The following is a 25,505-nucleotide window of genomic DNA, read 5'->3' on the forward strand; positions in this document are numbered from 1 at the left end:
CTCCGAACCCCATCCCCATGTCCTAAAAAAACATTACGATGGAAGAAGGTGTAACAAAATTTAAAATCTAAATCAATCCAAAATCTAAAATCTAAAATCCAAAATTGATATGACTGTACCTTCACCGGAAACCCAAAGCAATAATTATTCCAGCACTGAGGAATTTGAGCAGGCGATTTTCAGTTTTGAGGAAATTCAGGCAGAACTTCACTATAAACAAGCAAAAACGGCGCTGAGTGCTATGGTTGCTAATCTTGACTTGAGTGAATCGGAAGTTCAAGGGCTGGAAATGGAAATTGCTGACTTGGAAAGTATGCTGACTAAGTTGGAAAGCATGACGGTACAGATTGCTGCTTTTGGGATGGTGGGACGGGGTAAGTCTTCTTTGCTGAATGCAATGGTTGGACAAGAGGTGTTTGAAACTGGTCCTCTACATGGTGTAACTCGCGATGCACAAAGAGTTAATTGGACTATTAATGAAGAAGTGATTGGTGATTCTCAACGGGCTTTACGAGTCACTCTTCCTAGTGTTAGCGGACAATCTCAAGTTGAGTTGATCGATACTCCCGGTTTGGATGAAGTTGATGGTGAAACTCGCACTGCATTAGCTGAACAAATTGCTAAACAGGCAGATTTAATTTTGTTTGTGGTTTCTGGGGATATGACTAAGCTCGAACATGAAGCTCTTTCTCAGTTGCGAGATGCTCGTAAACCCATTTTATTAGTTTTTAATAAGGTAGACCAATATCCCCAAGCTGATCGAATTGCAGTTTATGAGAAAATTCGGGATGAGCGTGTCAAGGAGTTGCTTTCACCTGCGGAAATTGTTACCGCTGCGGCTTCTCCTTTGGTGAGAACTTTAGTGCGTAATGCTGATGGTTCTAAGAATGTACAGTTACGTAAAGGTAAACCTCAAGTTGAAGAGTTAAAACTGAGAATCTTAGAAATTCTTCACCGTGATGGTAAAGATTTAGTCGCTCTTAATACTATGCTTTATGCTGATGATGTCAATGAGCAATTGTTAGAGCGTAAGTTGAAATTGCGTGAAGCTGCTGCTAATCAGTTGATTTGGAAGTCAGTAATTACTAAAGCTTTGGCTGTTGCTCTTAACCCGGTTACTGTATTAGATATTGTCAGTGCTGCGGCGATCGATGTTTTCTTGATTCTCGGATTATCTCGGCTTTACGGTATTCCCATGACGGAATCTGGAGCGGTAAAATTGTTACAAAAAATCGCCCTGAGTATGGGCGGTATTAGTGCCAGCGAATTACTGGCAAATTTAGGATTGGGTTCGTTAAAAACTTTACTTGGCATTTCTGCACCAGCAACTGGCGGAGCAACTTTGGGTCCTTATGTATCCGTTGCACTCACTCAAGCTGGTGTCGCTGGTGTTTCTTCTTATGGTATTGGACAAGTAACTAAAGCGTATTTAGCCAATGGAGCTACTTGGGGACCTGATGGACCAAAAGCAGTTATCAATAAAATTCTGGCAAACCTTGATGAGTCTTCAATTCTCAATCGGATTAAAGGTGAATTGCAAATTAAACTCAAAAAAAGTGTGAAGTATCAAGGATGAACATGGAAAATCTTCAGCTAGCTGGGGAACAAGGAACTCTTAACAGGGAACACAACATATCACACAAGTCGGGTTTTTTACAATAAATATTCTTAACATCAGAAAAGAGTCATAAAAACCCGACTTCTTACCCACGAAAAATTCAGCTTTTACAGTTTCTTTTCGTCTCTGATTGAGTAATCTAGGATTTGCTATCGTAATCTAATTTTCCTTCGGAAGTACTCACCTTCAACTCTTTTGGTTTCATCCTTAATACTTCAGACTTCAGATTACATTTCTCGACTATTTACTCTTAAAAGAGTTTAGCCATTGTTGTACTTGCTGAGCAGCAATATCGCGAGAACCAAGTCCGAAAGAAAGCGCGATCGCAACTGCTAGGGCACCCAACAACAAACCAAATGCTAAATTGACGATATCGGGAGCAACGCCGATTTGTTGCAGTGCCATCGCCGAAACTAACACGATTATGGCTATTCTGGCTACCTGACCTAAAATTCTAGCTTGAGCATTACCGGAACTGGTAATAATGCTGAATGCCAGATTTGCCAAGAATAAACCCACAGCAAATACTACCAATCCAGCTAAAATCCGTCCCAATATAATCACGATTCCTGTCACCAGTGCTGTAAGCGCTGGAATATTCAGAATATTAATCGCTGCAACCGCTGCAAATAGCATAATGCCAATAAAGACAATAATGCCCACAACTTCTGATGGAGTACGGGATGTTGGTGAAGGTATTTCTCCTTCTGCTGTGACTGTTGTTCTTCTTGCAGGTGTAGGTAAACCCAGGATGGAGAAAATATTGTTAAATCCGATGCTGGTGAGAATGCTAGTAACTAATTCTGAGACAAATCTTCCTAAGAAATAGGCAACTGCTAAAATTGCCGCAGCAGTGAAGATTAAAGGTATCGCATTGAGAATCTGTTGCAGCATCGCAATTGCAGGTACTGAAATAGCCTGAATTTGCAGGGTATTTAGCGCCGCGATCGCCACAGGAATCAAAATTAAAACGTAGACAATTGTACCCAGAATCGAAGATAAAGATTGTCCACCAGTGGAAGTTTGGGAAAGCCCAAACCGACTTCCTACATGGTCAATTCCAGTTGTAGAAAGCAGGTTAGTTACAATTCGACGAATGATATTAGCTGCAAACCAACCAACTACACCGATAATTATTGCACCCAAAATATTCGGCAGAATCCCTAAAACTTCCGAGACTAAGCCTTCTATCGGTACAAGTGCTAGTTGTAAGTCCAGAGTATTGAGTACCGGAATCAAGAATAGTAAAAAAATGAACCAGTAAAGAGCAGTACCAATTGTCTGGGAAATAGAAAGTTGATTGCTACTACCAGCAGTTGTATCTTGCTGTGTGTTTAATCTTTCGTCTACGTTTAAAGCATTCAGAGCATTTATCGTCAAAGTTTTGACAAGAGTCGCTACTACCCAAGCCACTCCCAACAGTATTCCTGCACCCAGCAATCTAGGTAAGAATTGCCCAATTTGATTGAGAAAAGAATTCAGCGGCTCAGAAGCGACTCTCAGCTGCAAGGTATCTAAAACCGCAACTATGGTAATCAACAGAATAGTCCAAAAAACCAAGCCAGAAATAAATTTCTCTACTTGGATCGAGTCACTACCTGTCAAGCCAGAAGCAATACGATTATCGATGTTAGTGCGATTGAGTAATCCTTGGACTATGGCTTTAGCGATATAAGCAACCAGCCAGCCAACAAACAAAATCAGAACTGCACCCAATAACCGAGGCAATAAATCTACTACTTGTGCAAAAGCATTCTGAGTATAAGTTTGAAATCCCCCTGCACCATCTGCTGACAATGAAGGCGATTGTGCCAAAATTGTCCCTATTTTTGTTGACAAATCTGCACCCACCACTTGGGTTATATCTGACCAAGTTGAAATCATGGTTTTCCAGTTTTAAAGTAAGCGTGTTATTGCGAAAAACACCTTAGATGATAAGGTGGTAGATTGCCTGAAACAATACCACACTCTGACAACTTCATAAGTGTTTTGCAACCTAATTTACCAGTAAATCTTACAAATAATTTATATCAAGGTTATTTTTTACTTTTTTTATTTTTATTCACTTTTTTCCCGTAAAAAACTAATTGAAATGCTTGATAACTACTGATTTGTATGTGTATATATATACATTTATTGAATGTAAAATACTTTGTAGTATTGCTCAAAAGCTGGTGTAATAACTGCTTTTTTACGTTAATCTGATTGGGGAGATTACATTAAAAATGTAAAATGTCCTATAAACAAGTTTTTGAGCAATCGATTGATATTAATGCTACCTCCGCAGTAGTAGAACAATGTATCACAGACCGCGTTCTAATGCATCGATGGTTAAATCCCGCTTTGTGCTGCGAACCAATAGGAGATTGGAGTACAGAGATAGGTAGTAAAAGTAAGTTTATTATTCAAATACCAGTAATAAAACCAACATTAATAAGTACTGTTGTGGAGAGGGAACCAGGTTTGGTAATTTGGGGGTTTGATGGTTTTTTTAAAGGATGCGATCGCTGGGAATGTCAACCAATAAGTAAAGGAACTCGTTTAGTTAATTGCTTTGAATTTGAGATTCCCAACCCTTTAATTACTTGGGGTTTTAAAATCTTCGCCGAAAAATTTACCAAAGAAGATATGCAAGCACAATTGCGTCGTCTTAAGCTTGTTGCGGAGGGTGTTAAGAGTTATCAGTTTTGAGTTTTGAGTTTGGAATTGTAGAGACGTAGCAATGCTACGTCTGTACCGGAGTTAGGAGTTAGTATTTACATCAGTGAACAGTAAACCGGGCGGTGTATGGTGTTCTATTTAAACTTTCCCAAATATAAACGTGACTGATAACTGATAACTGATAACTGATAACTGTTAAAAATCTTTGCCCATTTGTGCGAGCAAGCGTCTAATGGTGGAAGCGTCTTGAGCGTCGGGAACTTGGAGTAAATAGGCTTGTAAATCAACTGAAGCTTGATTGAAGCGTCCAGTTTGATAACACAATAAACCGCGATCGCGTATTTCTAATACTGCACCGGGAAATAATAATAAAATTCTTTCTACACATAATAAAGCTTTTTCTAATTCCTGTTGTTTAATATAAATATATTTAAGATTAGTCAAGATTCTTGCTAAAAACTGCTTTTTAGTGACTGGTGCCAAAAATTCTGGTTTTAGGGTTACGTTTTGCTGATAAATTTGACTTAGGCGTTCCTGACAATCTTGGGGAAAAAGTACTTCACCATTGTTAAAAGCATCGACGAAAATTTCAACTTCGGGAATATCTGGACGAATCAAAAAATGTCCTGGCATTCCTATACCTATCATGGGAAAATCAATACGGCGGGCTACTTCTATATAAAGTAATGCTAGGGTAATCGGAATTCCAACTCGACGTTCAATAACATCATTTAAAAAACTGTTTCGAGGGTCATAATAGTTTTCTTTGTTACCAGAAAAACCTAAGTCTTCATAGAGATATTTATTAATGCATTGAATAATTTTTAAAGGATAATTATCAACTGGCAAACGTTCTTGTAATTCTATTGCCATTGTCTCAATTGCATTCATATATTCTGCTATGTCAAGGTCGGAGTATTCTTCCTGAGCAAGATACAAAGCAGCCTTTGTCAAGTCGATATACTCGTCAAGCTGTTGAATCTCATCACTAAAATATTTTCGCGCTGACGAGAAATTCATAGGTAATTATATTAATAAACTTCTAAGACTTATTCTTTAATATGTATATGATAAAAAAAATTCAAAATGTATGCAAGTAGTATAATTTATCTAGAGGATAGTATACGTTAATTATTTTTTATGAGATACTATTACTTTTTATGAGATACTATTACTAAAAAAATCGTGATTCCGTGTTTTCCATGAAAAATTATCTCGGATGAACTTCTATAAAGCTCAATAGACAAAGATTTAGGAGCTTAGTGATGATATGTATTGCTTCTTAAGTAGTTGATGGCAAAAAATTATAATTTATTTGTAGTAAGGCTTCAGCGCTGAAGCCCTACTATAAATAAATATAGGTATTTTACATTTATTTTTCATATAGTATTTACTAGTTTCTCCTGTTCTCAATCCTCTTTTTTAGACCATTTAGTTAGCATGAACTTGTACGGATGAGCAAAAAAAATAATGTCAAGATTTAATCGGTTTAATACAAATGCTTTCAAAAACTACTTTCAACAAGAGAGTTCAGCAATAAGCAAACTCCCTGGTTATGATACCTGGCGACGATTATTTTGGGCTACTCGTACCCGGATACTTTTTTGGTATGTAATAATTATTACGTTTATTTTTATAGCTTCCGTTCCGGCGTTTCGTATTTTATTATACTCTCGTGTTGATAGACGAGTTCGTCGAGAGTTGGTGGAAAAGATGGAGATATTTAACCAACTACTTGTAAATGGAGATGATATTTCATTAGATGAAGCAGAATTAGATGAACTAGAGGATTCGGGTTTTGTAAAGGAGCCGGATGAGCGTCTTACACCTCCGGAATCGCAAAATGAACTCAAAGATTTTTTCAATGCATTTTTAGCTAAACAACTTCCGGAAGATGATACTTTTTTGCTTACCTTTGTAGATGGAAAGTTTTTTAAATCAAGTCCAAGAGGAAGACCAAAAATATTTGACCGAGATTCACAATTAATGCGTGATTGGGCAAAAACAGTTAAATCTGAACAAGGCGAAATCGAAGAGACTGAGATAAATGTTGGTGGTATTATTTACATGGCTCAACCTGTCAAAATACAGGATGAAATTATCGGAGTATTTGTAGTAGCTCATACTATCAGCGGTGAGCGTCAAGAAGTAGTTGAAGCGGTAGCGGTTGTAATTCAAGTTAGTTTTGTTGTGATGTTTGTGGCTTCCCTACTGTCTTGGATAGCTTCTGGAAAAATATTAGCTCCAATACGTAGTTTTAGTACAACTGCTCGTTCTATTAGCGAATCTGATTTAAGTAAACGCATTCCCGTTCGAGGTAAAGATGAGCTTGCAGAAGTAGCAACCACTTTCAACGAAATGATGGATAGATTGCAAACAACTTTTACTACTCAGCGCAATTTTATTAATGATGCGGGACACGAATTAAGAACCCCTATTACTATTATTCGGGGACATTTAGAATTAATGGGTGAAGATGACCCAAAAGAAATCAATGAAACCGTAACTTTAGTGCTTGATGAATTAGACCGAATGAGTCGATTTGTAGAAGATTTAATTCTACTATCAAAAGCGGAACGTCCAGATTTTTTACAGTTAGAAACCGTTGATATTAATACTTTAACTCAAGAATTGTTTGCTAAAGCTCAAGCTCTAGGAGAACGTAACTGGTGTCTGGATAAAATTGCCCAAGGAAAAATTGTTGTAGATCGTCAACGAATTACTCAAGCGATAATGAACCTGGCACAAAATGCGACTCAGTATACAATCAGTAGTGACACCATTGCGATTGGTTCTTCTCTATCCAAAGGAAAAATCAAATTTTGGGTACGGGATACAGGAGAGGGAATTAGGGAAGCTGACCAACAACGAATCTTTGAACGCTTTGCTCGTGCTGCTCATAGTCGTCGTCGTTCCGAAGGTGCTGGTTTAGGATTATCTATTGTGAAAGCTATTGTAGAAGCCCATAATGGGGAAGTTAGATTAGAAAGCCAATTAGGAAAAGGTGCTAATTTTTGTATAATTTTACCAGTTAATGATTAACAATTTATTTCCGCTGCTCAGGGGGTATTTTATCAACTAATTTTTGCCATAATAATTTTTTACAATATTAAATTTGAAATCTTAATTATGAATCAAATTCTAATTGCTGAAGATGAGTTTCGCATTGCTTCTTTTATTGCCAAAGGTTTACGTGCAAATGGTTTTATTCCTACCATTGCATCGGATGCGAAAGAAACTTTAAATTTAGCTGTTGGAAATAATTTTGATTTGCTGATTCTTGATTTAGGACTTCCAGGTCAAGATGGTTTGGATGTTTTGGAATCAATCAGGGGACAAGGGGAAAATTTAGCCATAATTATATTAACCGCTCGCGATGATATTAATGATAAAGTTGCGGGTTTGGAAGGTGGTGCTGATGATTATATGACCAAACCGTTCCGATTTGAAGAATTATTGGCACGAGTACGGTTAAGGTTGCGAAATACTCAAGTATCCCAAATTAAAGAAGAAAATATTCTCCAAGCAGGTAATGTTGTACTCGATTTACGGACTAGAAAAGTGCGAGTGAATGGCAATATTATTGATTTACCAGCCCGTGAATTTACTTTAGCAGAAACTCTTTTTAGCCATCCCGGACAAGTTATGAGTAGAGAACAACTTTTAGATCGAGTTTGGGGATACGATTATGACCCCGGTTCAAATATTGTAGATGTTTACATTGGTTATTTAAGAAAAAAATTTGGTAGTGAGTTGATTGAAACCGTTCGAGGTGTGGGTTATCGTTTGCGAAATTAATATTTTATTTTAATCTAGACACGGTTTCAACCGCCGGATAAATGATTCTATAGAAGTTTTCACTTGGGTGCAATACAAATTTTACCTCACCCCGCCCAAAGCCTCCCCTCTCCAAGGCATCGAAGAGGGGAGGGGTTAAAAAGTAAAAAGTAAAAAGTAAAAAGTAAAAAGTAAAAAGATAATCCCCATAAATATAAAATTTACGGGCGTGAGTTTTTAGTGTACTTAATAAGGAGAGGCGAGGGGGTGAGGTTTTAGTGTATTGGACTCAACTGAAATTTGCTATAAAAACCCGGCTTCTAATATTTGGAATTATTATTTCATGAGATTTTAAATATCGTTTAAATAGATTTTAAATATATCTTAATCTCTTTTATTCTAAAAGTATTTATTATTATTGCCTTTTTGATAAACTGGTATTAATATCGTAATAGTAGGCGATAATTAGCCTGCTATTATGACTAAATTTTATTTATGAAATCTAACTCGTATTCAGAATAATATTCATTGACGAGAGAATTTACCTACTCGTTTTATCATCGGTTCCGGATATTTATTCGGATAAGTAACAAATTATTTTGTAGTAATTATAAATTAAATAGCTAGGGATTCTTACTTTGATTCTACAGTGACTTTACGATTGTTTCAAGGTAGACAGTTAGTAAAAACTAATAGAGTTTAAGGGAGAAGTAAGATTAATTAATTAATTTCACCTGCTCAGCCTTATTCGGTAAGGTAATACTGCCGTATAAGGTAAGGCAGAATATTAATTTTAGGGCAAGCTATTAATAATTCACAAAATAAAATTATCCAATAGATAGCTTATAAAGAAAGCTTCATATTGGGATAAAAAGTTATGTTTGCAAGCTAAAAATATCTAAACAAAATTATATTTTTGAGAGAAATATCAAGTGGAAAGCAGAAAAATATTTGTTCTACCGCATAAGTTATTAATTGCTTTACTTCTTTTTACTAGTACTTTATGCTTGAGTTTTGTAATACCTACAAATTTTAATTTATCTCAAATTATTGGTATAAATAAGCCCCAAATCAAAATAGTCAGTTCCAAAACAGATAATCAACAGCGAGTTGCAGAATTTCAAATTGCAATGGAAGCAAGTTTGAACCAACAGTTAAAGCAAAAAAACTTACTTTCTGCTTCACCAACAAGCTTTGATGGTAAAATAATTTACGAAATTAAACCTGCTGGAAATAAAAAAGTTATTGCTTTAACTTTTGATGATGGTCCCTGGAAAAATACTACTAGACAAACATTAGATATATTGAAAAAAAATAATATTAAGGGAACATTTTTTGTAGTTGGACAAGCCCTCAAAAATAATCCTCAATTAGGAAAGCAAATTATCACTGAAGGTCATGCAATCGCTAATCATACTTGGCATCATTGGTATCATTTTATGAATCCCCAAGTTGCTGCTTTTGAAATTGATAAAACAACAGACTTAATTTATCAAGTTACGGGGGTAAAAACAAATTTATTCCGTCCACCGGGAGGACATTTAAGCAATGGTTTGGTTGCTCACGCTAGAAATAAAAAATATGCTACTTTGATGTGGTCTGCTGATTCTCGCGACTTCCAGCAACCTGCACCAGCTACACTCGTAAATAATGTTATAAAAAATGCACGTCCTGGTGGCATTGTATTACTACACGATGGTGGTGGCGATCGCACTCGTACCATCCAAGCTTTACCTCAGATAATTGCCAAACTCAAGCAGCAAGGTTATAGCTTCGTAACTATTCCTGAGCTTCTGGAAATGGAAGCAAAGTAGGAAATTATAATTCTTAGTGAGTGATTAAAGCCATATATCCAAATTTAAACGATAATTAGAGAAAATATGGCTATTTTTATAATTTAGTTTATCTAGAAATCTTAAGGAAAATTTTAGATATTTGATTCTATAAAGACCCCCCTACAAGGGATATTATTTTTATAACTTATTGTTAATAATAGAATTATTATATAGATGATAATTTTCTCATAAAAAATTAATGATATTTTCATTTTGACAAGGTTATTATAATGCTTAAGATTAATAAATAGGTTATTTTTTTTAAATTAAAGTTCAAACTATTAAATATCAACCACTGAGAGAAATTGAAGTATAACAATATTTTACAGAATTTGATTGTCTTGAATATTCTTGTTTGTATATCACTATAATTAATCTCTAGTGATAAATATTGTTTTCTATGTTTTAGAGTGTCAGGAATATTAAATGAAAGAAATATTAATCGTTGAAGATGAAAATCGTCTTGCAGCCTTTTTACAAAAAGGATTGCGAAAAAATGGTTACAGCACAGTTATAGCCGAAGACGGTGAACAAGCAATTTCAATTGCTTTAAACAAACAATTTGATTTAATGGTATTAGATATAGGATTACCATTTAAAGATGGTTTTACTGTTTTACAAGAACTACGAACCCAAGGGAGAAAATTACCAGTTATTGTGATAACTGCTCGTAGTGATGATGAAGATAAAACAAAAGCTTTTGCTTCTGGTGCGAATGATTATATGAAAAAACCCTTTCGCTTTCAAGACTTACTTGCCAGTGTAAACCAACATTTAATATTAGTTAAAAGCTAAAAGTTGTCCGTAAGGTACCAAGGTAAATAGTATCGTTATCACTGTTATGTTCTGGGTTAGTAATAATCACCATACCAGGAGTAATAGTTATATTATCATTTATTTGGAAACGATAAAAGGCTTCTAAATGTAGAGAAGTATCTTTATCTGTATATTCTTCCTGATTTAATTGATATTGATTATTTATAAGTTTAGGTGGTTGTCCAATAATAATTCCACCTAGATTACCTTTCTTACCTAAATCTGGAAATGCTAAAGTAAAAGCCCAGTTAAGGATATTTGCAGTTGGTTTGTTTGGTAAATCGTTTGCTTGAGCGTGAGTATAACCAACCCAGCTTCCCAGGAAAATTTTTTTATTCAGAGCGACTGAACCTTGTAAACCGAAAGAATCGGCATTTATAGATTCACTATTATCATCAAACGGGTCATTAGCGCCATCGCTACCAGTATTAGTATTAATATTATTGTAAGAATGAATATAATTTAGACCAAGTAAAAACGTTTTATTTGGTTTAAAAGTTAGTTGTGCGATCGCAGCATAGTCTGATTTATTTAAACCAATTTCGGGTTCATCAGCATCATCAGCAACGTATCCCAAACCAAGTTCTAAACTATCGCTAATTTCATATTCTACACCGATTCCAGCACCTCCTCCTTGACGATAGATAGGATTGCGCTGTGCAAAACGGGAAATAGCACCATCGTCATTAGCATCTAAATAAGGATTAATAGTATTAGCAAAATCGTCGATTTCTAAGCCTGTTGAACCGATATGAACTCTAGTTCTTTTTCCTACAGGAAAGCGATATGCGAAATCACCTAACTCAAATTTATTTTCATCGTCACCTTCAGAACTCAAACGTGCCATATTGGTTCCCGTGGCTGAGTCAAGTGGCTGAATATTGCTAGTTTTCAAAGAAGTTTTTAGTCTATCTTTACCAGTAAAAGTAGTATTTAACTGTAATTTAGTACGACTACTAAAAGTTATATTACTATCGGTTTTTTCATCATCATCAGCCTTATTTCCTTCTCCTACACCACTAAGAGCAAATATAACTTCTCCCCTCAGTTTACTTGTTGTAGAGAATTGGGGAAAACTTTGTGTCTCTAATATCTCTATTCTTTGATTAATACCATCTAACTCAAAAGCAAATTCATTTTGTAATTTACTTAAATATTTTAATTCTTCCTGGCTGATTGAGTTAGTATTTTTGATATTTGTATTTGTAGTTTGCGAATTATTAATATATTGAATAACTTCATTTAAGATCAGAGCAAATTCATAACGTGTGATTACATCCTGACGCTGTAAATTTGCTAAAGGATATTTCGTATCGATGTTATAACGTTGAATAAAATTTTGTAAAACTTGAAAATTCCATTCTTCAGATTCAACCTCAGATAATTCAGAAACGCTGGGAATTTCAGTCATATCTTCCTGTATATTTTGTATTTCTTGGGCTTGTACTTCTGATGAGAAAACCAAAGAAGTTACAAAAGCTGGTGAACTAAACGCAAAAATTTTTCTGAATAAATATGACATTCTATGTTTTCAATTAAATGTAATTTTCGTTTGTTTCATGATGCGATACACCTTATATTATTGTAGATAAATTATTAACTAAATGTTATAAAATAGAGATAATTTAGTGATGTAAAATATCTCTGAAAAAATATAATCGATTTATTCGGTAATTTGAAAAACTGTCTGAGTTTCACATTGATAAAAATCTTTATACCAGCGGACAAAATTTTCAATCCCTTCCTCAATATTAGTAGTAGGTTTAAACCCGACATCACGCATTAACTCATCAACATCTGCATAAGTACGGGGAACATCTCCTGGTTGCATGGGTAAAAAATTCTTGATAGCTTCTTTACCCATGGCTTTTTCAATTACTTCAATAAAGGCTAATAACTCTACAGGTTGGTTATTGCCGATATTATAAATTTTATAGCGAGCATTATTATTCTCATTAGTAAGCTGTGGTTTTGGAGGCTGATGCATTACTCTGACAACACCTTCAATGACATCATCAATATAAGTAAAATCTCGCTGCATTTTACCATAATTAAATATATTAATCGGTTGATTTTCTGCAATTGCTTTCACAAATTTGAAATAAGCCATATCAGGTCTACCCCAAGCACCGTATACTGTAAAAAAGCGCAATCCTGTAATCGGTAAACTGTACAAATGGCTGTAGGAATGTGCCATCAATTCATTGGCTTTTTTAGTAGCTGCATACAGGGAAACGGGATTATCTACATTATCTGTCACCGAAAATGGAATTTTGGTATTTGTACCATAAACCGAACTAGATGAAGCGAAAACAAGATGTTGTGGTTGGGTATGACGACAAGCTTCGATAAGATTTGCAAAACCAACTAAATTACTATCAACATAAGCAAAGGGGTTTTCTAATGAATAACGTACCCCTGCTTGAGCTGCGAGATTAACTACACAATCAAAATTTTCTTCTTGAAATAGTTGTAATATCCCTTCACGATTATTTAAATCTAACAGTTTAAATTGAAAATTAGTATTTGGTGTCAATTGTGCCAAACGTGCTTTTTTTAAATTAACATCATAATAATCATTAAGGTTATCAATACCATAAATTTGTTCGCCATCTAAAAGTAATCTTTGTGCTAAATGATATCCAATAAAACCCGCAACTCCAGTGATTAAAATTTTCATGATGATTGTCCTTTTAAATGATTGTTTGGTTGAATTGGATAAATATAGTAGTTGTAATCTTTTATTTCAAATTAGAATGTTCCATTGATATTCATCGCTTGCAATACTGGTTTATTCTGCGATGTCGGATAAAAAAGAATACTGATTTCTCCGGGATTAATTTGTAGCGATGTAGTTGATTCTAATTCCAAAATTTGATTCAATGTAGTAGAAATAGTATTTGTATCTGCTACGATTAAACCAGTACTCAGCCCATGATAATCGAGGGAACGTTTGGATATTTGTTGATGCCAAGTATCGAGAAAATCTTGTCGAGATACTTGTAAGTGTACCGGAGTATTTGACTGAGATTCAATGATTGATTCTACAATTGATTGAGCATTACTAATATCATGGTTCAGGCAAAAATCTAATTCAACATTTTTCAAAAAATTGGTGATTTTCTCTGTACCATCATTTGTTTGATGATTTTGTGAATTAACAGGCAATAATAATAATCTCAAACCATGTTTACCATTTTTTAACTTTGGTAAAACTTCACCTAAATGCTGGGTTAAATTAATAGCTGCAATTTTAGCGTTTGATAAAGATGTATTTTCAAAATCGATAATGCTAATTCCGCTATTTGATTGTTGAATAGCGTGATAATGATCAGCTTTAATTCCCGTTGCAGTACTGATTAAAGCGCGAATTGTACCACCATGACTTACGATTAAAACTGTTTTTCCTTGATGTAGTGGTAATATTTCTTGCCAGAATTGACGTGCTTTTTCATAAAGTTGTAAAACAGGTTTTATTTTGGTTTTAACTAAAGTTTGACCATTGGATTCAATAGTTTCGATAGCAAATTCCTGGGGACTTTCTTCCCAAATTTGATATTCTTGTTTCAAATCTTGACGAACATATTTATACTCTAAACCTTGCCATCCGGGTAAATCAACTTCTTTGAGATTTGAATTTAGATGTAATTGTGCAGAAGAATTAGTAACCCTCAAAATTTCTTTTGCAGTTTCTTGAGTTCGTTTCAATGGACTAGCATAAATAGCATCAAAATTAATTTGACTTAATGCTATTCCCGTTTGAAAAGCTTGCTGTTTTCCTTGTTCTGTAAGTACAGATTCATCACAACAACCTTGATAACGTTGTTGATCATTGTACGTGCTTCGTCCATGACGTACAAGTATTACACGAGTTTGGTTAAAAGACATAAAGGTTAAAGGTTAAAGGTTAAAGGTTAAAGGTAAAAAGTAAAAAGTAAAAAGTTAAAAGTTAAAAGTTAAAAGTTAAAGGTTAGAGGTTAAAGTTAAAAAACTCCAAACTCCAAACTCCTAACTCCTAACTCCTAACTCCTAACTCCGTATTCCCATTACCGACAGCAGATTGTAAAGCATACATTGCAGCATACCTTCCACTTAAATGTATTAGTTGATTATGAGTTCCTTGCTCTAAAATTTTTCCACCTTCAATGTAGAAAATTACATCTACATCTTGAATCGCTTTGAGATTATGAGAAATCGTAATAGTTGTTTTTTCTTGAGTTAATCTATCCAAAGCTTCATTAACTAAATATTCGCTTTCTTGGTCTAAACCAGTAGTCGGTTCATCTAAAATTACTATAGGTGCATTACGTACCGCAGCACGAGCGATCGCAATTCTTTGTCTTTGTCCACCGGAAAGTGTACATCCTCTTTCTCCCAGAACGGTATCATAACCTTCAGGTAATTCCATGATAAAGTTGTGGGCATTTGCTAAACGCGCAGCTCGTTCGATGTCTTTGTCAGTGGCTGCTAAATCACCGTATGTAATGTTTTCTCTAATACTTGCGGCGAATAAAACGCTATCTTGTAAAACCACACTAACCTGTCGGCGATAGGATTGTAATTTATATTCTCTTAAACTATGACCATCTACGTATATTTCTCCGGTTGTGGGGTCGTAAAGGCGGAGTAATAAATTTGTCATAGTTGATTTTCCACCGCCGGAAGCACCTACCAAAGCGACACGCTGACCTGGTAAAACTTTAAAATTGATGTTTTTGAGGATAGGATTTTCTGGTTCGTAGCCAAAACTTACATTACGAAATTCTATACATCCTCTTAATGGTGGTGTATCAATTGCAAAACGGCTATCCTGGATAGCGGGAACTCTGTCCAAGATATCTAATATACGTTCTCCAGAAGCAGTAGCTTTAGTAATTTGTCCGACATATTTTGCTAAAACACGCATTGGTTTAAAAGCGATGCGGAAGTAGTTAACAAATATCAGTAAATCTCCTGGGGTAATATCATTTTCCAAGACTAAATATACACCCCGCCATAACACTAAAGCGGTAGCGAAGCCGACTAAAAGTTCTACCAATCTTTCCAAACCAGCAGAGAGTTTTCGTATTTTGACGGTAGCTTGTAAACTTCTGCGGTTTTCGTCAGCGAAGGATTCTTCTAGCATTTCTTCTAAAGAAAGTGCTTGTACCACCTTAATGGCGCTGAGGGATTCCGCAGCCGCAGCAGCAAGATTTCCCTCACGTTTGCGATGAGATTTGACTACGCCCCGAATGCGTTGGGTAAAACGATAAGTAGAGTAAATAAATAAAGGAAATAAAATAACTGCAATTAGGGCTAATTCCCAGTGCAACCAAAACATGATCAAAATCATACCGATGATTGTCAGGGAATTAGCAAGTAAAGGAAGTAGAGCCATTACCGTAACTTCTCGGATTTTATCGATATCAGAAGTTATACGGGTAATCAAGTCGCCTGTTTTGGCTTTATTGTGAAAGGAAAGGGAAAGGCTTTGAATATGGATGTAAAGTTCGGTGCGAACTTCAGTTAGTACGTTACTAGCAGCAAGTGCCATTCCATACACACTAAAATAAGCTGCACAAGCACGTAAACCGACAATAGCGATTAAGGAAACTGAAAAAATTGTTACTAAGGTAACGGGTGTAAATCCTGATAGTAAAGGTAGTTCTGATATTTTGGCTTGAAAATCTGGAACTAGGATATAATCAAATATTAATTTTAAGGGCCAAGGTTCAAGTAAGTGTAACCCAATTTCAGCCATTAGTCCTAAAAAGGACATAATTAGCAAGTTTTTTTCTTTTTTTATTTGAGGTGCAAATCGTCGTAAAATCTGACCTATTCCAGGTAAAGCTGCTTTGATATCTTTGGGTTTTTTGGGTTTTTTGGGTTTGGTTTTTCGAGAATCTTGGCTAGCCATATTTTATCTATTTTCCTTGTTTATTTGTCAGTTTAAAGATTCAAAAACCGGAAGATTTGCCCTGATTTTAATTAGTAATATTAATTTTAATTACTCCTTTGTTGGCAGAAGATTGCTGATTAAAATAACCGCAGAGACGCTGAGAACGCTGAGATAAGAGAAGAAGAGGGATAATTCGTAATAAAATAATTTTTTGTAGTTACAATGACCTCGCATCAGTTTATATTTAACTCAGCCATTGTAATTGTAAATTATTTCATTAATGAGTAACTAATTCTTTTGGTTTTTCGATATTTATTGTTTGCGACAGTTGTTGTTTTTTAGGAAGTTTCTTCTCGTAATTATCTGTAATCAATTTATTAATTTTATGTTCAACATCGATTGCCCATTTTTGTAACCACTGAGGATTCCAACCAAAAGTCAAGAAACGTAGAAAGGGTTTTAAAAAACCTTGATGACGACGATAACCCATCCGATTATAACGTTTCTTAAAGTATTTATCTTTCGTGGGTAAGTTCCATTTTTCGGCAAAGTATTCTAAACTTGCAACTTCCCAAGCATCACTCCAACGCAACATAAAAAATGATAATTCTGGGATTTCCCATTTTAAATCTGGTACGTAGGTAACAACAGAAGTCGGTTCACAATAAATAGTTCCACCAACATTATTCACAAGCAGACAAAAATCAATATGTTCGCGGGTGCTGAGAAAACCTTCATCTAACAACCCAATTTTATCAAATATTTGGGTGCGAACTAACATACAGTGAAATTCAGCAAATTCACATTTTTTACGATGCAATTCTTCTTTGACATCTGCAACATTACGATTGACAAAGTAATGAATTTCATGAACTTTGCGCTTGAGTTTGCCATTTTTATTTGGTTGTTCCACAATGCGAGCTTCACCACCAGCTAAATGAATCTTCTCACCAAGATTTTTACCAATGCAAGTTAGAGGACAAACTACAGTAGCTTCAGTTTCTTCAGCACATTTTAACAAAGAATTCAACCAACCCTGACTAACCAATACATCATTATCAACAAATAATAAGTATTCGGTATCAACATGAGGAATTGCTAAATTACGAGCTTGATTGGGTGCTAAATAATATTCTGTGCGAATTAATTTAAATCCTTTTTCTTGAGATTTTTGTTGCAGATATTGTTTAATTTCACGAGGAGAATTACCATCTACATAAATAAGTTGAAAAGGAACTGTAGTATGTTCGTAAATACTTTCTAAGGATTCGCGGGTAAAACTAAAACGTTCGCGAGGAGATACAACTATTGTGATTTGTGGTTTCATCTTTTATGACTCCAAATTATCAAATTTTTTTGGTCTACAAAAATTAGGTTAAACAACTTTCAAATGTGGAGTTACCAGGTTATCAGAACTATCTAATAATCCTTGATAAATACTCAACCAATTATTTAATTCAACTTCCGGTGCAAGTTGTGTTTGTGCTTTAATTTTTGCGGCTGCACCCATTTGTTTTCTAATTTCGGGTTTATCTGCTAAATATTTTAATGCTGCGGCTAATTCTGCTGCATTTGCAGGATTAACTAATAAACCACTTATACCATCTTCAATAATTTCCCCAATCGCATCAGCATTACTACCAACAATTGCACAACCTGCTAACATCGCTTCTAATAATGCATTTGGACACCCATCAGTCAAAGAAGGTATAGCGAAAATATCCAAATAAGGTAAATATGCTAAAGCTTCTTGACGAGTCTTCATCCCAGTTATTTGCAAGCGAGAACCCAAATCAGTATTTTTTAATTCTTGTTGCCAATAACCTTTTTCTTTTTCGATAAAATCACCAATTAGTAACAACGTAAAGTTGATTTCTTTACTTAATTTACTACAAGCATCTAAAAGATATTCTATGCCTTTTTTACCTCTAAATCTGCCTGTTGTGCCAATTACTAAACCTGATGATTCATGATTAAAAAATTCTGGTTTCGGTAATTCTTCAAAATTAATTGGTGCAATGGAATTCCAAAAAGCACAAGATTTAATTTTGCTATTAGGAGCAATTAAACTTGCTCTGTTCCGCAAAGTACGACTAACATAAGTAGTCCAATCAGAATTATCTAAAACCCATGAAACAGGACCATGATTTTTGGGACTAAAAATATGTTTGTGCAAGTCAGCACCCCGAATACTGTTAATTATGGGTACATCATTTTCCTTAGCCAAAATTGTAGTCACATAACCTGTTTCAATTAAGAAAAAAGCATGGAAAAGATTGTATTGATATTTCTGATGTAACAGTTTGAGTTGAAAATAAATATCACTTAAATAACCACTTAATTCTGTGATGTCCGAACTAATTGATGACTGAATACGATGTACAAAAATGTTATCTTGTACAGTTGTTTGATAACCTGCACGTCTGTAAGGTTGATCGGTAACACTTCTGTGACTGGAACGAAAAACAGCAATATGAACTTCATAACCACTGTTGGTGAGCATTTTAGCAATACGATGTACCGATTCACCAACACCACCAATATCAGGTGGATATTCGATTGTTGTGATGCAAATTTTAGTTTTATTCATGATTTGTTGAATTAATTAATGTAGTTGATGGAATTGATTTAATTAATAGAATTAAGCAACCTTCTGCTTAAAAACTAGATTTTTTACTAATGCTGCGGTATTTTCTACACCATTAGCATCAAACTTGATTGTGTTAGGTTCTGTTGCTAAATAATCAATCACTTTTGCAGAAAAAAGTTCAGGTTGTAAATCTGACTCATCAAGCATTTTTACAATGCCTAAATCATTCAATTTACTAGCTCTAATTCTTTGTTCTTGGTCATCATTACCTTTAAATGCTAAAATCATTGCTCTCACACCTGTAGTCATCACATTCAAAGTAGTGTTATAGCCTGACATACTTATTGAAAGGTCAGCTTTTTGCATATAACTTAATAAGTTACGAGTGTAGCGATTCACCCTGATATTACTCTTATTTTCAGTCAAACTTTGCCATTCTTGTATTTTTTCTTCCGGTGCAAATGGACCAGTAAAAATTTGAATTTGATGTGGTATTTTTTCTTCAAAAATCCCAGCACTTGCAATTATACAATCAATCAATTCGTGACCAAATCTTCCACCACCGATACTAACTAAAACTAATGGTCGTTCTGAATCAATTATATCTTTATCTTCTTCGCTTAATTCAGGATTTACTTGAGGCTTCTGAACAACATAACCAGTATATTTAGTTTCGCAGTGAATATCATTTATCCGCTCAAAACTTTCATCTAAAGGTACAAAATTTTGGTCTCCATGAATCAATAACATATCAAAATATTGATTCATCAATCGACAAACTTTTTCTTCATATTTTTGTTGATTCGTTTTTGTAACAACAATATCGCGTAAACTAGAAACTATTTTAACCGGCTTTTCGCTACCACGCAATTTTTCTAACAAAGGAATTAATTCAAAAGAAAACTTTCCTCTTCCAAATGGAAACAATTCAATCATCAATACATCTGGTTGAAATTCATCAGCAATTTCTAAAAGTTTATTTTTTCTAAATTCTTGAACTTCAGCTAAAGATAAAGAAGTATCGACAACTTGTAACTGTTTAAATTCCGAATCAGTTTTAATTGCTGGTAAATTTACTACCTCAATTTCTGATGGAAATTCAAATTCTTGAATTACTTGTCCACCATTAATAAAACAGATTTGGAAATCTTGCATCAAACCACGAACAATTTCCGTACTGCGGACTAAATGTCCCATACCTAATATATGCTGACAATAAAACAAGAGTTTCTTCATGTGAATTGATTCCTTTAAACAAAGTTTAAATCAGTTAACAGTGTTAGCGAAGCGTGTCCGAAGGACATACAGTTATCAATTATTAAGTGCTAACTGTTAAAATAAAAGATAAAATTACATTCAACTAGCCACTAATTGATGAGATTGGCTTGAATTGAGAACAAAAAAATTCCGGATGATTCTCAGTAATTTTATCTACTAACAAATTTCTAATATGACGAGCAATTCTAGGCAAACCTTCTAAATCAATATGCTTGGGCTTCTGGGGATTATCCAATACTTTAAATAACTGTGTCATCAAAGCTTGTGATGTAAGTATTTCCGGATTGATGCTTTTTAATAAACCTAAATAATTCATTCTTTCCGAGCGGATTAATTGTTCTTGAGAAGGATTAATTCGAGGTACAATTATCGCCGGTTTCCCTGCGGAAAGAATTTCACAAATAGTGTTATAACCTCCCATCGATACCACTACATCCGCTGCTGAAACATAACTCATCAAGTCATCGGTAAACTCTCTCATTTTTACTTGAGGATATTTAGCTGCAACTTTATATAGTTCTTCTTTTTGTGCTTTGGGCATTTCCGGGCCACAAAATATTAAACTTTGAATGCAGTGTTGATTATTTTTTAATAACTCTTGCCCTTCAAGATATGTATTAACTAATTGATAACCATCTTCTCCACCACCAGGAGTAACTAATACTAATTTTTCCTTCGGTTTTAACTGTAATTCTTGACGAATAATTTTACTTGTTTTCCATCCATGAGGACGACGGATATAACCGCAAAAACGAAGTTTTTCAACTATTGTTGCTGGAAGTTTATACTTTCGAGAAAAATCAAATACCTCTTGCAAACCTACCACTAACAGAAGTTGGTAAAATTTATCAATAGTTTGATAATATTGATTTTTTTCCCACTCATTAATAGTTTTTTCTGGTGCATCTAAAATATCTCTTAGCAGTAAAACCAGTTTAGTTTTTGGTAAATGCTTATGTAAATAATTAAGAGTATTCTTTAACTCATTTTTGATTCCCAATGGTTTTTTATCTACTAAAAACACATCTGGTTTAAAAGTGACTGCCGCTGATAAAATTAATTGTGACCGTAATTTTACAGTTTCATTTATATCCATTCCCAAGAATTTTACTGCAATTTCACCCGTATTTCCCCGATTCAAACAAGGCAATTTAATATAATCTAATCGTTTTGGTAAACGAAATCCTTGAAGCATTGGAGAACCAGACAGCAATAAAATCGAGAGTTGTGGAATCTCATCAAGTAAGTATTCACAAATTGCTAACATTCTACGAATGTTCCCCAAACCAAATGCATCGTGAGAATATACCATTAATCTCATAATTTATATACCTAAAATTAATTTTGGATTTGGTGCCTTAACTGTGCAATGCAAGTATTAATAACTAACTCGATATATCCTGTCTTAAACACCCAAAAATCTCCAACAGCAACCCTAATACTCAACACAAAAAACTTACTTAGTATCTTCGTGTATATCTAGAATCACTTTTAGTTATGAAGTATCTATGAAACTTTCATGAGAAAATTCTCATCAATTTAATCTTTTTTTCATTAATATGACTTATTCACAAAGTCATATAGCAAATTACATCTCCCTTTAGATACATAATTTCTATATCTTTTGGATGAAAGTTTCCACAATAAAATAAATTTTAAAATAATGGTTGAAATTATTCATAAACGATATAAATTAATGTTAGCTAAAATACAAAATTAATTATCTTTGACAAAATAATTATCAACGACTTTAATTTACGAAATCCCATCTCCAAGACGTGAATTAAACAGTAAGTGAAATGGCATGGCGTATGCTCTCTTTGCAATATAGTAAAGAGGGCTATTTTCTTTTTCATCGGGAACAGTTGGGAGTTAGGAGTTGGGAGTTGGGAGTGAGGAGTTACTCCCTTCCCGGCAGAAGATTATCGATAAAAAAACCGTCCTAGACGCAGAGAGCGCAGAGGAAAGAGGTAAAAAGAGATCAACTGCACCCTACTGATGAAAGGTAATCTTAGAGCGGAATAGGAGTAGGAGTGTTAACGAGCGGGTGTCCGCTAGGATATGTAGTGAGCAGGAACTGATAACTCCTCACTCCTAACTCCCAACTCCCAACTCCCAACTCCCAACTCCCAACTCCCAACTCCTAACTCCCAACTCCCAACTCCTAACTCCTAACTCCTAACTCCTAACTCCCAACTCCCAACTCCCAACTCCTAACTCCTAACTCCTAACTCCTAACTCCTAACTCCTAACTTAATCGTGTCGTTCGGTGCTAATCTTGAAGATGACATGAGTTAATCTTAAAGTCTCTACGTCTGTAAAGAGTAAAAATATAGCTTCGTAATTTAGGCTCAGCATGGTTTCCACCGCAGAAAAAACAAAAACTGGTTACATTACTCAAGTTATCGGTCCAGTTGTAGACGTAAAATTTCCTAACGGAAAAATGCCCGCAATCTACAACGCTTTGAATATTAAAGGCACTAACGAAGCAGGACAAGAAATATCCCTTACCTGCGAAGTGCAGCAGTTGTTGGGCGATAATCAGGTGCGGGCTGTTTCCATGACTTCTACCGATGGTTTGGTACGGGGTATGGAAGCAATAGATACTGGCGCTCCCATCAGTGTACCTGTAGGAAAAGCTACATTGGGTAGAATTTTCAACGTCCTCGGTGAAACTGTAGATAACAGAGGTCCCGTAGATACTGATGAACGTTCTCCGATTCACCGCGATGCTCCCAAACTTACGGAACTAGAAACCAAACCTTCCGTGTTTGAAACCGGAATCAAGGTTGTTGACTTGCTAACTCCCTACCGACGCGGTGGCAAAATCGGTCTGTTCGGCGGTGCAGGTGTAGGTAAAACCGTGATTATGATGGAGTTGATCAACAACATCGCAACTGAACACGGTGGTGTGTCAGTATTTGGTGGAGTAGGGGAACGTACCCGTGAAGGTAATGACCTCTACAACGAAATGATTGAATCTAAAGTTATCAACCCTGATAACTTAAATGAATCAAAAATTGCTCTGGTGTACGGTCAGATGAACGAACCACCCGGAGCAAGAATGCGGGTTGGTTTATCTGCGTTGACAATGGCAGAATATTTCCGCGATGTTAACAAGCAGGACGTATTATTATTTATTGATAATATTTTCCGCTTTGTACAAGCAGGTTCCGAAGTATCGGCGCTATTAGGAAGAATGCCTTCGGCTGTGGGATATCAGCCTACATTAGGTACTGACGTAGGTGCGTTGCAAGAGCGAATCACCTCCACCAACGAAGGTTCCATTACCTCGATTCAAGCCGTATACGTACCTGCGGATGACTTAACTGACCCCGCGCCAGCAACTACCTTTGCTCACTTGGATGGAACCACTGTATTATCTCGTGGTTTGGCTGCAAAAGGTATTTACCCTGCTGTGGACCCATTAGGTTCTACATCCACAATGTTACAACCCAACATCGTTGGTGAAGAACACTATCAAACAGCTCGTGCAGTACAATCGACACTGCAACGTTACAAAGAACTTCAAGATATCATCGCCATTCTTGGCTTGGATGAATTATCCGAAGATGACCGTCTCACAGTTGCTCGCGCTCGTAAAGTAGAGCGTTTCTTATCTCAGCCATTCTTCGTTGCAGAAGTATTCACCGGCGCACCTGGCAAATACGTTAAGCTTGAAGACACCATCAAAGGCTTCAATATGATACTTGCTGGTGAACTAGATGAATTACCAGAACAAGCTTTCTACATGGTTGGTAGCATCGACGAAGCCAAAGCCAAAGCAGAAAAAATGAAAGGCTAAATAATAGTTAGTGGTCAGTGGATAGTGGATAGTGGTTGGTGGTTGGTGGATAGTGTTTGGTAGATAGTAATTGGTAGTTAGTGGTTAGTTCTCAACCATCAACCATCAATGATCAACCATCAACTATCAACCATCAACCATCAATTATCAACTATCGATCATCAACCATCAACCATCAACCATCAAATATCAACTAATATGACATTAACCGTTCGTGTAATCTCCCCAGATAAAACAGTTTGGGATTCAACGGCTGAAGAAGTCGTTTTACCTAGCACCACCGGACAACTTGGTATCCTTAGCGGACACGCACCATTATTGAGTGCTTTGGATACAGGTGTAATGCGAGTACGTCCTGACAAAAATCAAAATTGGGTCGCGATCGCGCTTTTAGGTGGGTTTGCAGAAGTCGAAGAGAATGAAGTCACAATTTTAGTTAACGGTGCCGAGAAAGGTGATTCAATTGACCTTGAGCAAGCCCGTAGTGCTTTTAGCGAAGCCCAAACTCGTCTGAACCAAGTTCCACAAGGGGATAGACAAGCCCAAATTCAGGCTACTCAAACCTACAAACGCGCCCGCGCTCGTTTTCAAGCTGCTGGTGGTATGGTGTGAATATCTAAATCATATTGATATTTACATTAATAACTCCTCCTTTGCATCTGCTTGGAGGAGTTTTAATTATTACATATAAAACAATAGTTAATAGTTTAAATTACGGAAGTTAAGCCTCTGGTTCCATTGAGGGAGGGGTGCTTCCCCAAAATTCCCTCAATTGGTGTTGGTCTATTTAGAGACTTAATTACTACCTGTAAAGATAACTTCAGGAAATTTCCCTTGAGCTTCTGACATCGGTCGTTTTCTGCCTTCTTCTTGCCAATAATTAATCACTTCTGTTGCTTTATTGAGTATCTCGACTCGCTCCAGTTCAGCAATCCAATGTTTCGATTCTAATTCATTTTTTAGCTCCTCCCACGCATCAGTCCGAGGCCAAAAGAAGTATTTTGTCAAAGGGCTAAAACCTTTACCTACCACTTGATCGACTGCTAGAGCGACGTTATCATCTAACCAGAGAATCTTCAAGATAAACTTGGATATCTCCTCTTGAGTTTGAGTTTGAGTTGGAGTTGGATTTTCCATATTAAGTAACCATGAATAACAGCAGCAATCGCCTATTTTAACTTATTACCTCACCACCTGAGCAATTACCTTTGGGAAATAAGGAGATGGGGAGATGGGGAGATGGGGAG

The 25,505-nt window shown here is 35.6% G+C and carries 19 protein-coding genes; 8 read left to right on the forward strand and 11 right to left on the reverse strand.

Annotated elements, in window-relative coordinates; all coding sequences use genetic code 11:
* Window positions 1–109: 109 nt before the first annotated feature.
* A complete protein-coding gene (locus IQ247_RS23540; RefSeq protein ID WP_193923709.1) occupies window positions 110–1,576 on the forward strand; it encodes a GTP-binding protein in 1,467 nt (488 codons plus the stop codon).
* Between the two features lie 282 nt (window positions 1,577–1,858).
* Here IQ247_RS23540 and IQ247_RS23545 read toward each other — a convergent pair whose 3' ends face one another.
* Complete coding sequence (locus IQ247_RS23545; RefSeq protein ID WP_193923710.1) at window positions 1,859–3,502, reverse strand: mechanosensitive ion channel; 1,644 nt, start codon at window positions 3,500–3,502, stop codon at window positions 1,859–1,861.
* A gap of 348 nt (window positions 3,503–3,850) precedes the next feature.
* Here IQ247_RS23545 and IQ247_RS23550 point away from each other — a divergent pair, with 348 nt between their 5' ends.
* Window positions 3,851–4,309: an SRPBCC family protein gene (locus IQ247_RS23550; protein WP_193923712.1), complete on the forward strand. Its 459-nt coding sequence runs from the start codon at window positions 3,851–3,853 to the stop codon at window positions 4,307–4,309.
* A 165-nt stretch (window positions 4,310–4,474) separates the two neighbouring features.
* Here IQ247_RS23550 and IQ247_RS23555 read toward each other — a convergent pair whose 3' ends face one another.
* Entirely contained in the window at window positions 4,475–5,299 is an 825-nt protein-coding gene (locus IQ247_RS23555; protein WP_193923714.1) for a SirB1 family protein, read from the reverse strand.
* A gap of 450 nt (window positions 5,300–5,749) precedes the next feature.
* On the opposite strand from IQ247_RS23555, the gene IQ247_RS23560 reads away from it, so the two are divergent.
* From IQ247_RS23560 to IQ247_RS23575, 4 genes are all read left to right on the forward strand, one after another.
* Window positions 5,750–7,321 (forward strand): sensor histidine kinase, encoded by a 1,572-nt coding sequence (locus tag IQ247_RS23560; RefSeq protein WP_193923716.1) that lies wholly within the window; start codon window positions 5,750–5,752, stop codon window positions 7,319–7,321.
* Between the two features lie 87 nt (window positions 7,322–7,408).
* Window positions 7,409–8,077, forward strand: coding sequence for a response regulator transcription factor (locus IQ247_RS23565; protein ID WP_193923717.1), 669 nt, complete (start codon window positions 7,409–7,411; stop codon window positions 8,075–8,077).
* 911 nt (window positions 8,078–8,988) lie between these two features.
* Window positions 8,989–9,870 carry a polysaccharide deacetylase family protein gene (locus IQ247_RS23570; RefSeq protein WP_193923718.1) on the forward strand — a complete coding sequence of 294 codons (882 nt, stop codon included), beginning with the start codon at window positions 8,989–8,991 and terminating at the stop codon, window positions 9,868–9,870.
* A gap of 447 nt (window positions 9,871–10,317) precedes the next feature.
* Window positions 10,318–10,686 carry a response regulator transcription factor gene (locus IQ247_RS23575; protein WP_193923720.1) on the forward strand — a complete coding sequence of 123 codons (369 nt, stop codon included), beginning with the start codon at window positions 10,318–10,320 and terminating at the stop codon, window positions 10,684–10,686.
* Here the strand turns inward: IQ247_RS23575 and IQ247_RS23580 are convergent.
* The 8 genes from IQ247_RS23580 to IQ247_RS23615 form a co-directional block, all read right to left on the reverse strand.
* Entirely contained in the window at window positions 10,676–12,229 is a 1,554-nt protein-coding gene (locus IQ247_RS23580; protein WP_193923722.1) for an iron uptake porin, read from the reverse strand. The two genes, IQ247_RS23575 and IQ247_RS23580, sit on opposite strands and share 11 nt — an antisense overlap.
* Window positions 12,230–12,370: 141 nt before the next feature.
* Window positions 12,371–13,387, reverse strand: coding sequence for an NAD-dependent epimerase (locus tag IQ247_RS23585; RefSeq protein ID WP_193923724.1), 1,017 nt, complete (start codon window positions 13,385–13,387; stop codon window positions 12,371–12,373).
* 71 nt (window positions 13,388–13,458) lie between these two features.
* Window positions 13,459–14,595 (reverse strand): histidine phosphatase family protein, encoded by a 1,137-nt coding sequence (locus IQ247_RS23590; protein WP_193923725.1) that lies wholly within the window; start codon window positions 14,593–14,595, stop codon window positions 13,459–13,461.
* A gap of 127 nt (window positions 14,596–14,722) precedes the next feature.
* A complete protein-coding gene (locus IQ247_RS23595; protein ID WP_193923726.1) occupies window positions 14,723–16,603 on the reverse strand; it encodes an ABC transporter ATP-binding protein in 1,881 nt (626 codons plus the stop codon).
* Between the two features lie 259 nt (window positions 16,604–16,862).
* On the reverse strand, window positions 16,863–17,912 hold the full coding sequence (locus IQ247_RS23600; protein ID WP_193923727.1) for a glycosyltransferase family 2 protein: 1,050 nt from the start codon (window positions 17,910–17,912) through the stop codon (window positions 16,863–16,865).
* 48 nt (window positions 17,913–17,960) lie between these two features.
* A complete protein-coding gene (locus tag IQ247_RS23605; protein WP_193923728.1) occupies window positions 17,961–19,175 on the reverse strand; it encodes a glycosyltransferase in 1,215 nt (404 codons plus the stop codon).
* 51 nt (window positions 19,176–19,226) lie between these two features.
* Window positions 19,227–20,411, reverse strand: a complete 1,185-nt coding sequence (locus IQ247_RS23610) for a glycosyltransferase family protein (RefSeq protein ID WP_193923730.1) — start codon at window positions 20,409–20,411, stop codon at window positions 19,227–19,229.
* Between the two features lie 124 nt (window positions 20,412–20,535).
* Window positions 20,536–21,774 (reverse strand): glycosyltransferase family protein, encoded by a 1,239-nt coding sequence (locus IQ247_RS23615; protein WP_193923732.1) that lies wholly within the window; start codon window positions 21,772–21,774, stop codon window positions 20,536–20,538.
* A gap of 1,035 nt (window positions 21,775–22,809) precedes the next feature.
* Here IQ247_RS23615 and atpD point away from each other — a divergent pair.
* Together atpD and atpC are read left to right on the forward strand one after the other, a co-directional pair.
* The gene (gene atpD / locus IQ247_RS23620) at window positions 22,810–24,258 is read left to right on the forward strand and encodes a F0F1 ATP synthase subunit beta (RefSeq protein ID WP_193923733.1); all 1,449 of its coding nucleotides are present in this window, start codon (window positions 22,810–22,812) and stop codon (window positions 24,256–24,258) included.
* 198 nt (window positions 24,259–24,456) lie between these two features.
* The gene (gene atpC / locus IQ247_RS23625; RefSeq protein WP_193923736.1) at window positions 24,457–24,870 is read left to right on the forward strand and encodes an ATP synthase F1 subunit epsilon; all 414 of its coding nucleotides are present in this window, start codon (window positions 24,457–24,459) and stop codon (window positions 24,868–24,870) included.
* Between the two features lie 183 nt (window positions 24,871–25,053).
* Here atpC and IQ247_RS23630 read toward each other — a convergent pair whose 3' ends face one another.
* Window positions 25,054–25,395, reverse strand: a complete 342-nt coding sequence (locus IQ247_RS23630) for a 30S ribosomal protein PSRP-3 (RefSeq protein ID WP_193923734.1) — start codon at window positions 25,393–25,395, stop codon at window positions 25,054–25,056.
* Window positions 25,396–25,505 lie beyond the last annotated feature (110 nt).

The sequence above is a fragment of the Plectonema cf. radiosum LEGE 06105 genome (genome assembly GCF_015207665.1).
Lineage (GTDB): Bacteria > Cyanobacteriota > Cyanobacteriia > Cyanobacteriales > Nostocaceae > Rivularia > Rivularia radiosa_A.

What these genes read in the sequence shown, in the direction of transcription:
- IQ247_RS23630 (WP_193923734.1), bottom strand. Translation starts at nt 25,395, where the DNA reads ATGGAAAATCCAACTCCAACTCAAACTCAAACTCAAGAGGAGATATCC.
- IQ247_RS23600 (WP_193923727.1), bottom strand. Translation starts at nt 17,912, where the DNA reads ATGAAACCACAAATCACAATAGTTGTATCTCCTCGCGAACGTTTTAGT.
- IQ247_RS23615 (WP_193923732.1), bottom strand. Translation starts at nt 21,774, where the DNA reads ATGAGATTAATGGTATATTCTCACGATGCATTTGGTTTGGGGAACATT.
- IQ247_RS23595 (WP_193923726.1), bottom strand. Translation starts at nt 16,603, where the DNA reads ATGGCTAGCCAAGATTCTCGAAAAACCAAACCCAAAAAACCCAAAAAA.
- IQ247_RS23590 (WP_193923725.1), bottom strand. Translation starts at nt 14,595, where the DNA reads ATGTCTTTTAACCAAACTCGTGTAATACTTGTACGTCATGGACGAAGC.
- IQ247_RS23565 (WP_193923717.1), top strand. Translation starts at nt 7,409, where the DNA reads ATGAATCAAATTCTAATTGCTGAAGATGAGTTTCGCATTGCTTCTTTT.
- IQ247_RS23555 (WP_193923714.1), bottom strand. Translation starts at nt 5,299, where the DNA reads ATGAATTTCTCGTCAGCGCGAAAATATTTTAGTGATGAGATTCAACAG.
- IQ247_RS23560 (WP_193923716.1), top strand. Translation starts at nt 5,750, where the DNA reads ATGTCAAGATTTAATCGGTTTAATACAAATGCTTTCAAAAACTACTTT.
- IQ247_RS23540 (WP_193923709.1), top strand. Translation starts at nt 110, where the DNA reads ATGACTGTACCTTCACCGGAAACCCAAAGCAATAATTATTCCAGCACT.
- IQ247_RS23580 (WP_193923722.1), bottom strand. Translation starts at nt 12,229, where the DNA reads ATGTCATATTTATTCAGAAAAATTTTTGCGTTTAGTTCACCAGCTTTT.
- atpC (WP_193923736.1), top strand. Translation starts at nt 24,457, where the DNA reads ATGACATTAACCGTTCGTGTAATCTCCCCAGATAAAACAGTTTGGGAT.
- IQ247_RS23610 (WP_193923730.1), bottom strand. Translation starts at nt 20,411, where the DNA reads ATGAAGAAACTCTTGTTTTATTGTCAGCATATATTAGGTATGGGACAT.
- IQ247_RS23545 (WP_193923710.1), bottom strand. Translation starts at nt 3,502, where the DNA reads ATGATTTCAACTTGGTCAGATATAACCCAAGTGGTGGGTGCAGATTTG.
- IQ247_RS23585 (WP_193923724.1), bottom strand. Translation starts at nt 13,387, where the DNA reads ATGAAAATTTTAATCACTGGAGTTGCGGGTTTTATTGGATATCATTTA.
- IQ247_RS23550 (WP_193923712.1), top strand. Translation starts at nt 3,851, where the DNA reads ATGTCCTATAAACAAGTTTTTGAGCAATCGATTGATATTAATGCTACC.
- IQ247_RS23605 (WP_193923728.1), bottom strand. Translation starts at nt 19,175, where the DNA reads ATGAATAAAACTAAAATTTGCATCACAACAATCGAATATCCACCTGAT.
- atpD (WP_193923733.1), top strand. Translation starts at nt 22,810, where the DNA reads ATGGTTTCCACCGCAGAAAAAACAAAAACTGGTTACATTACTCAAGTT.
- IQ247_RS23575 (WP_193923720.1), top strand. Translation starts at nt 10,318, where the DNA reads ATGAAAGAAATATTAATCGTTGAAGATGAAAATCGTCTTGCAGCCTTT.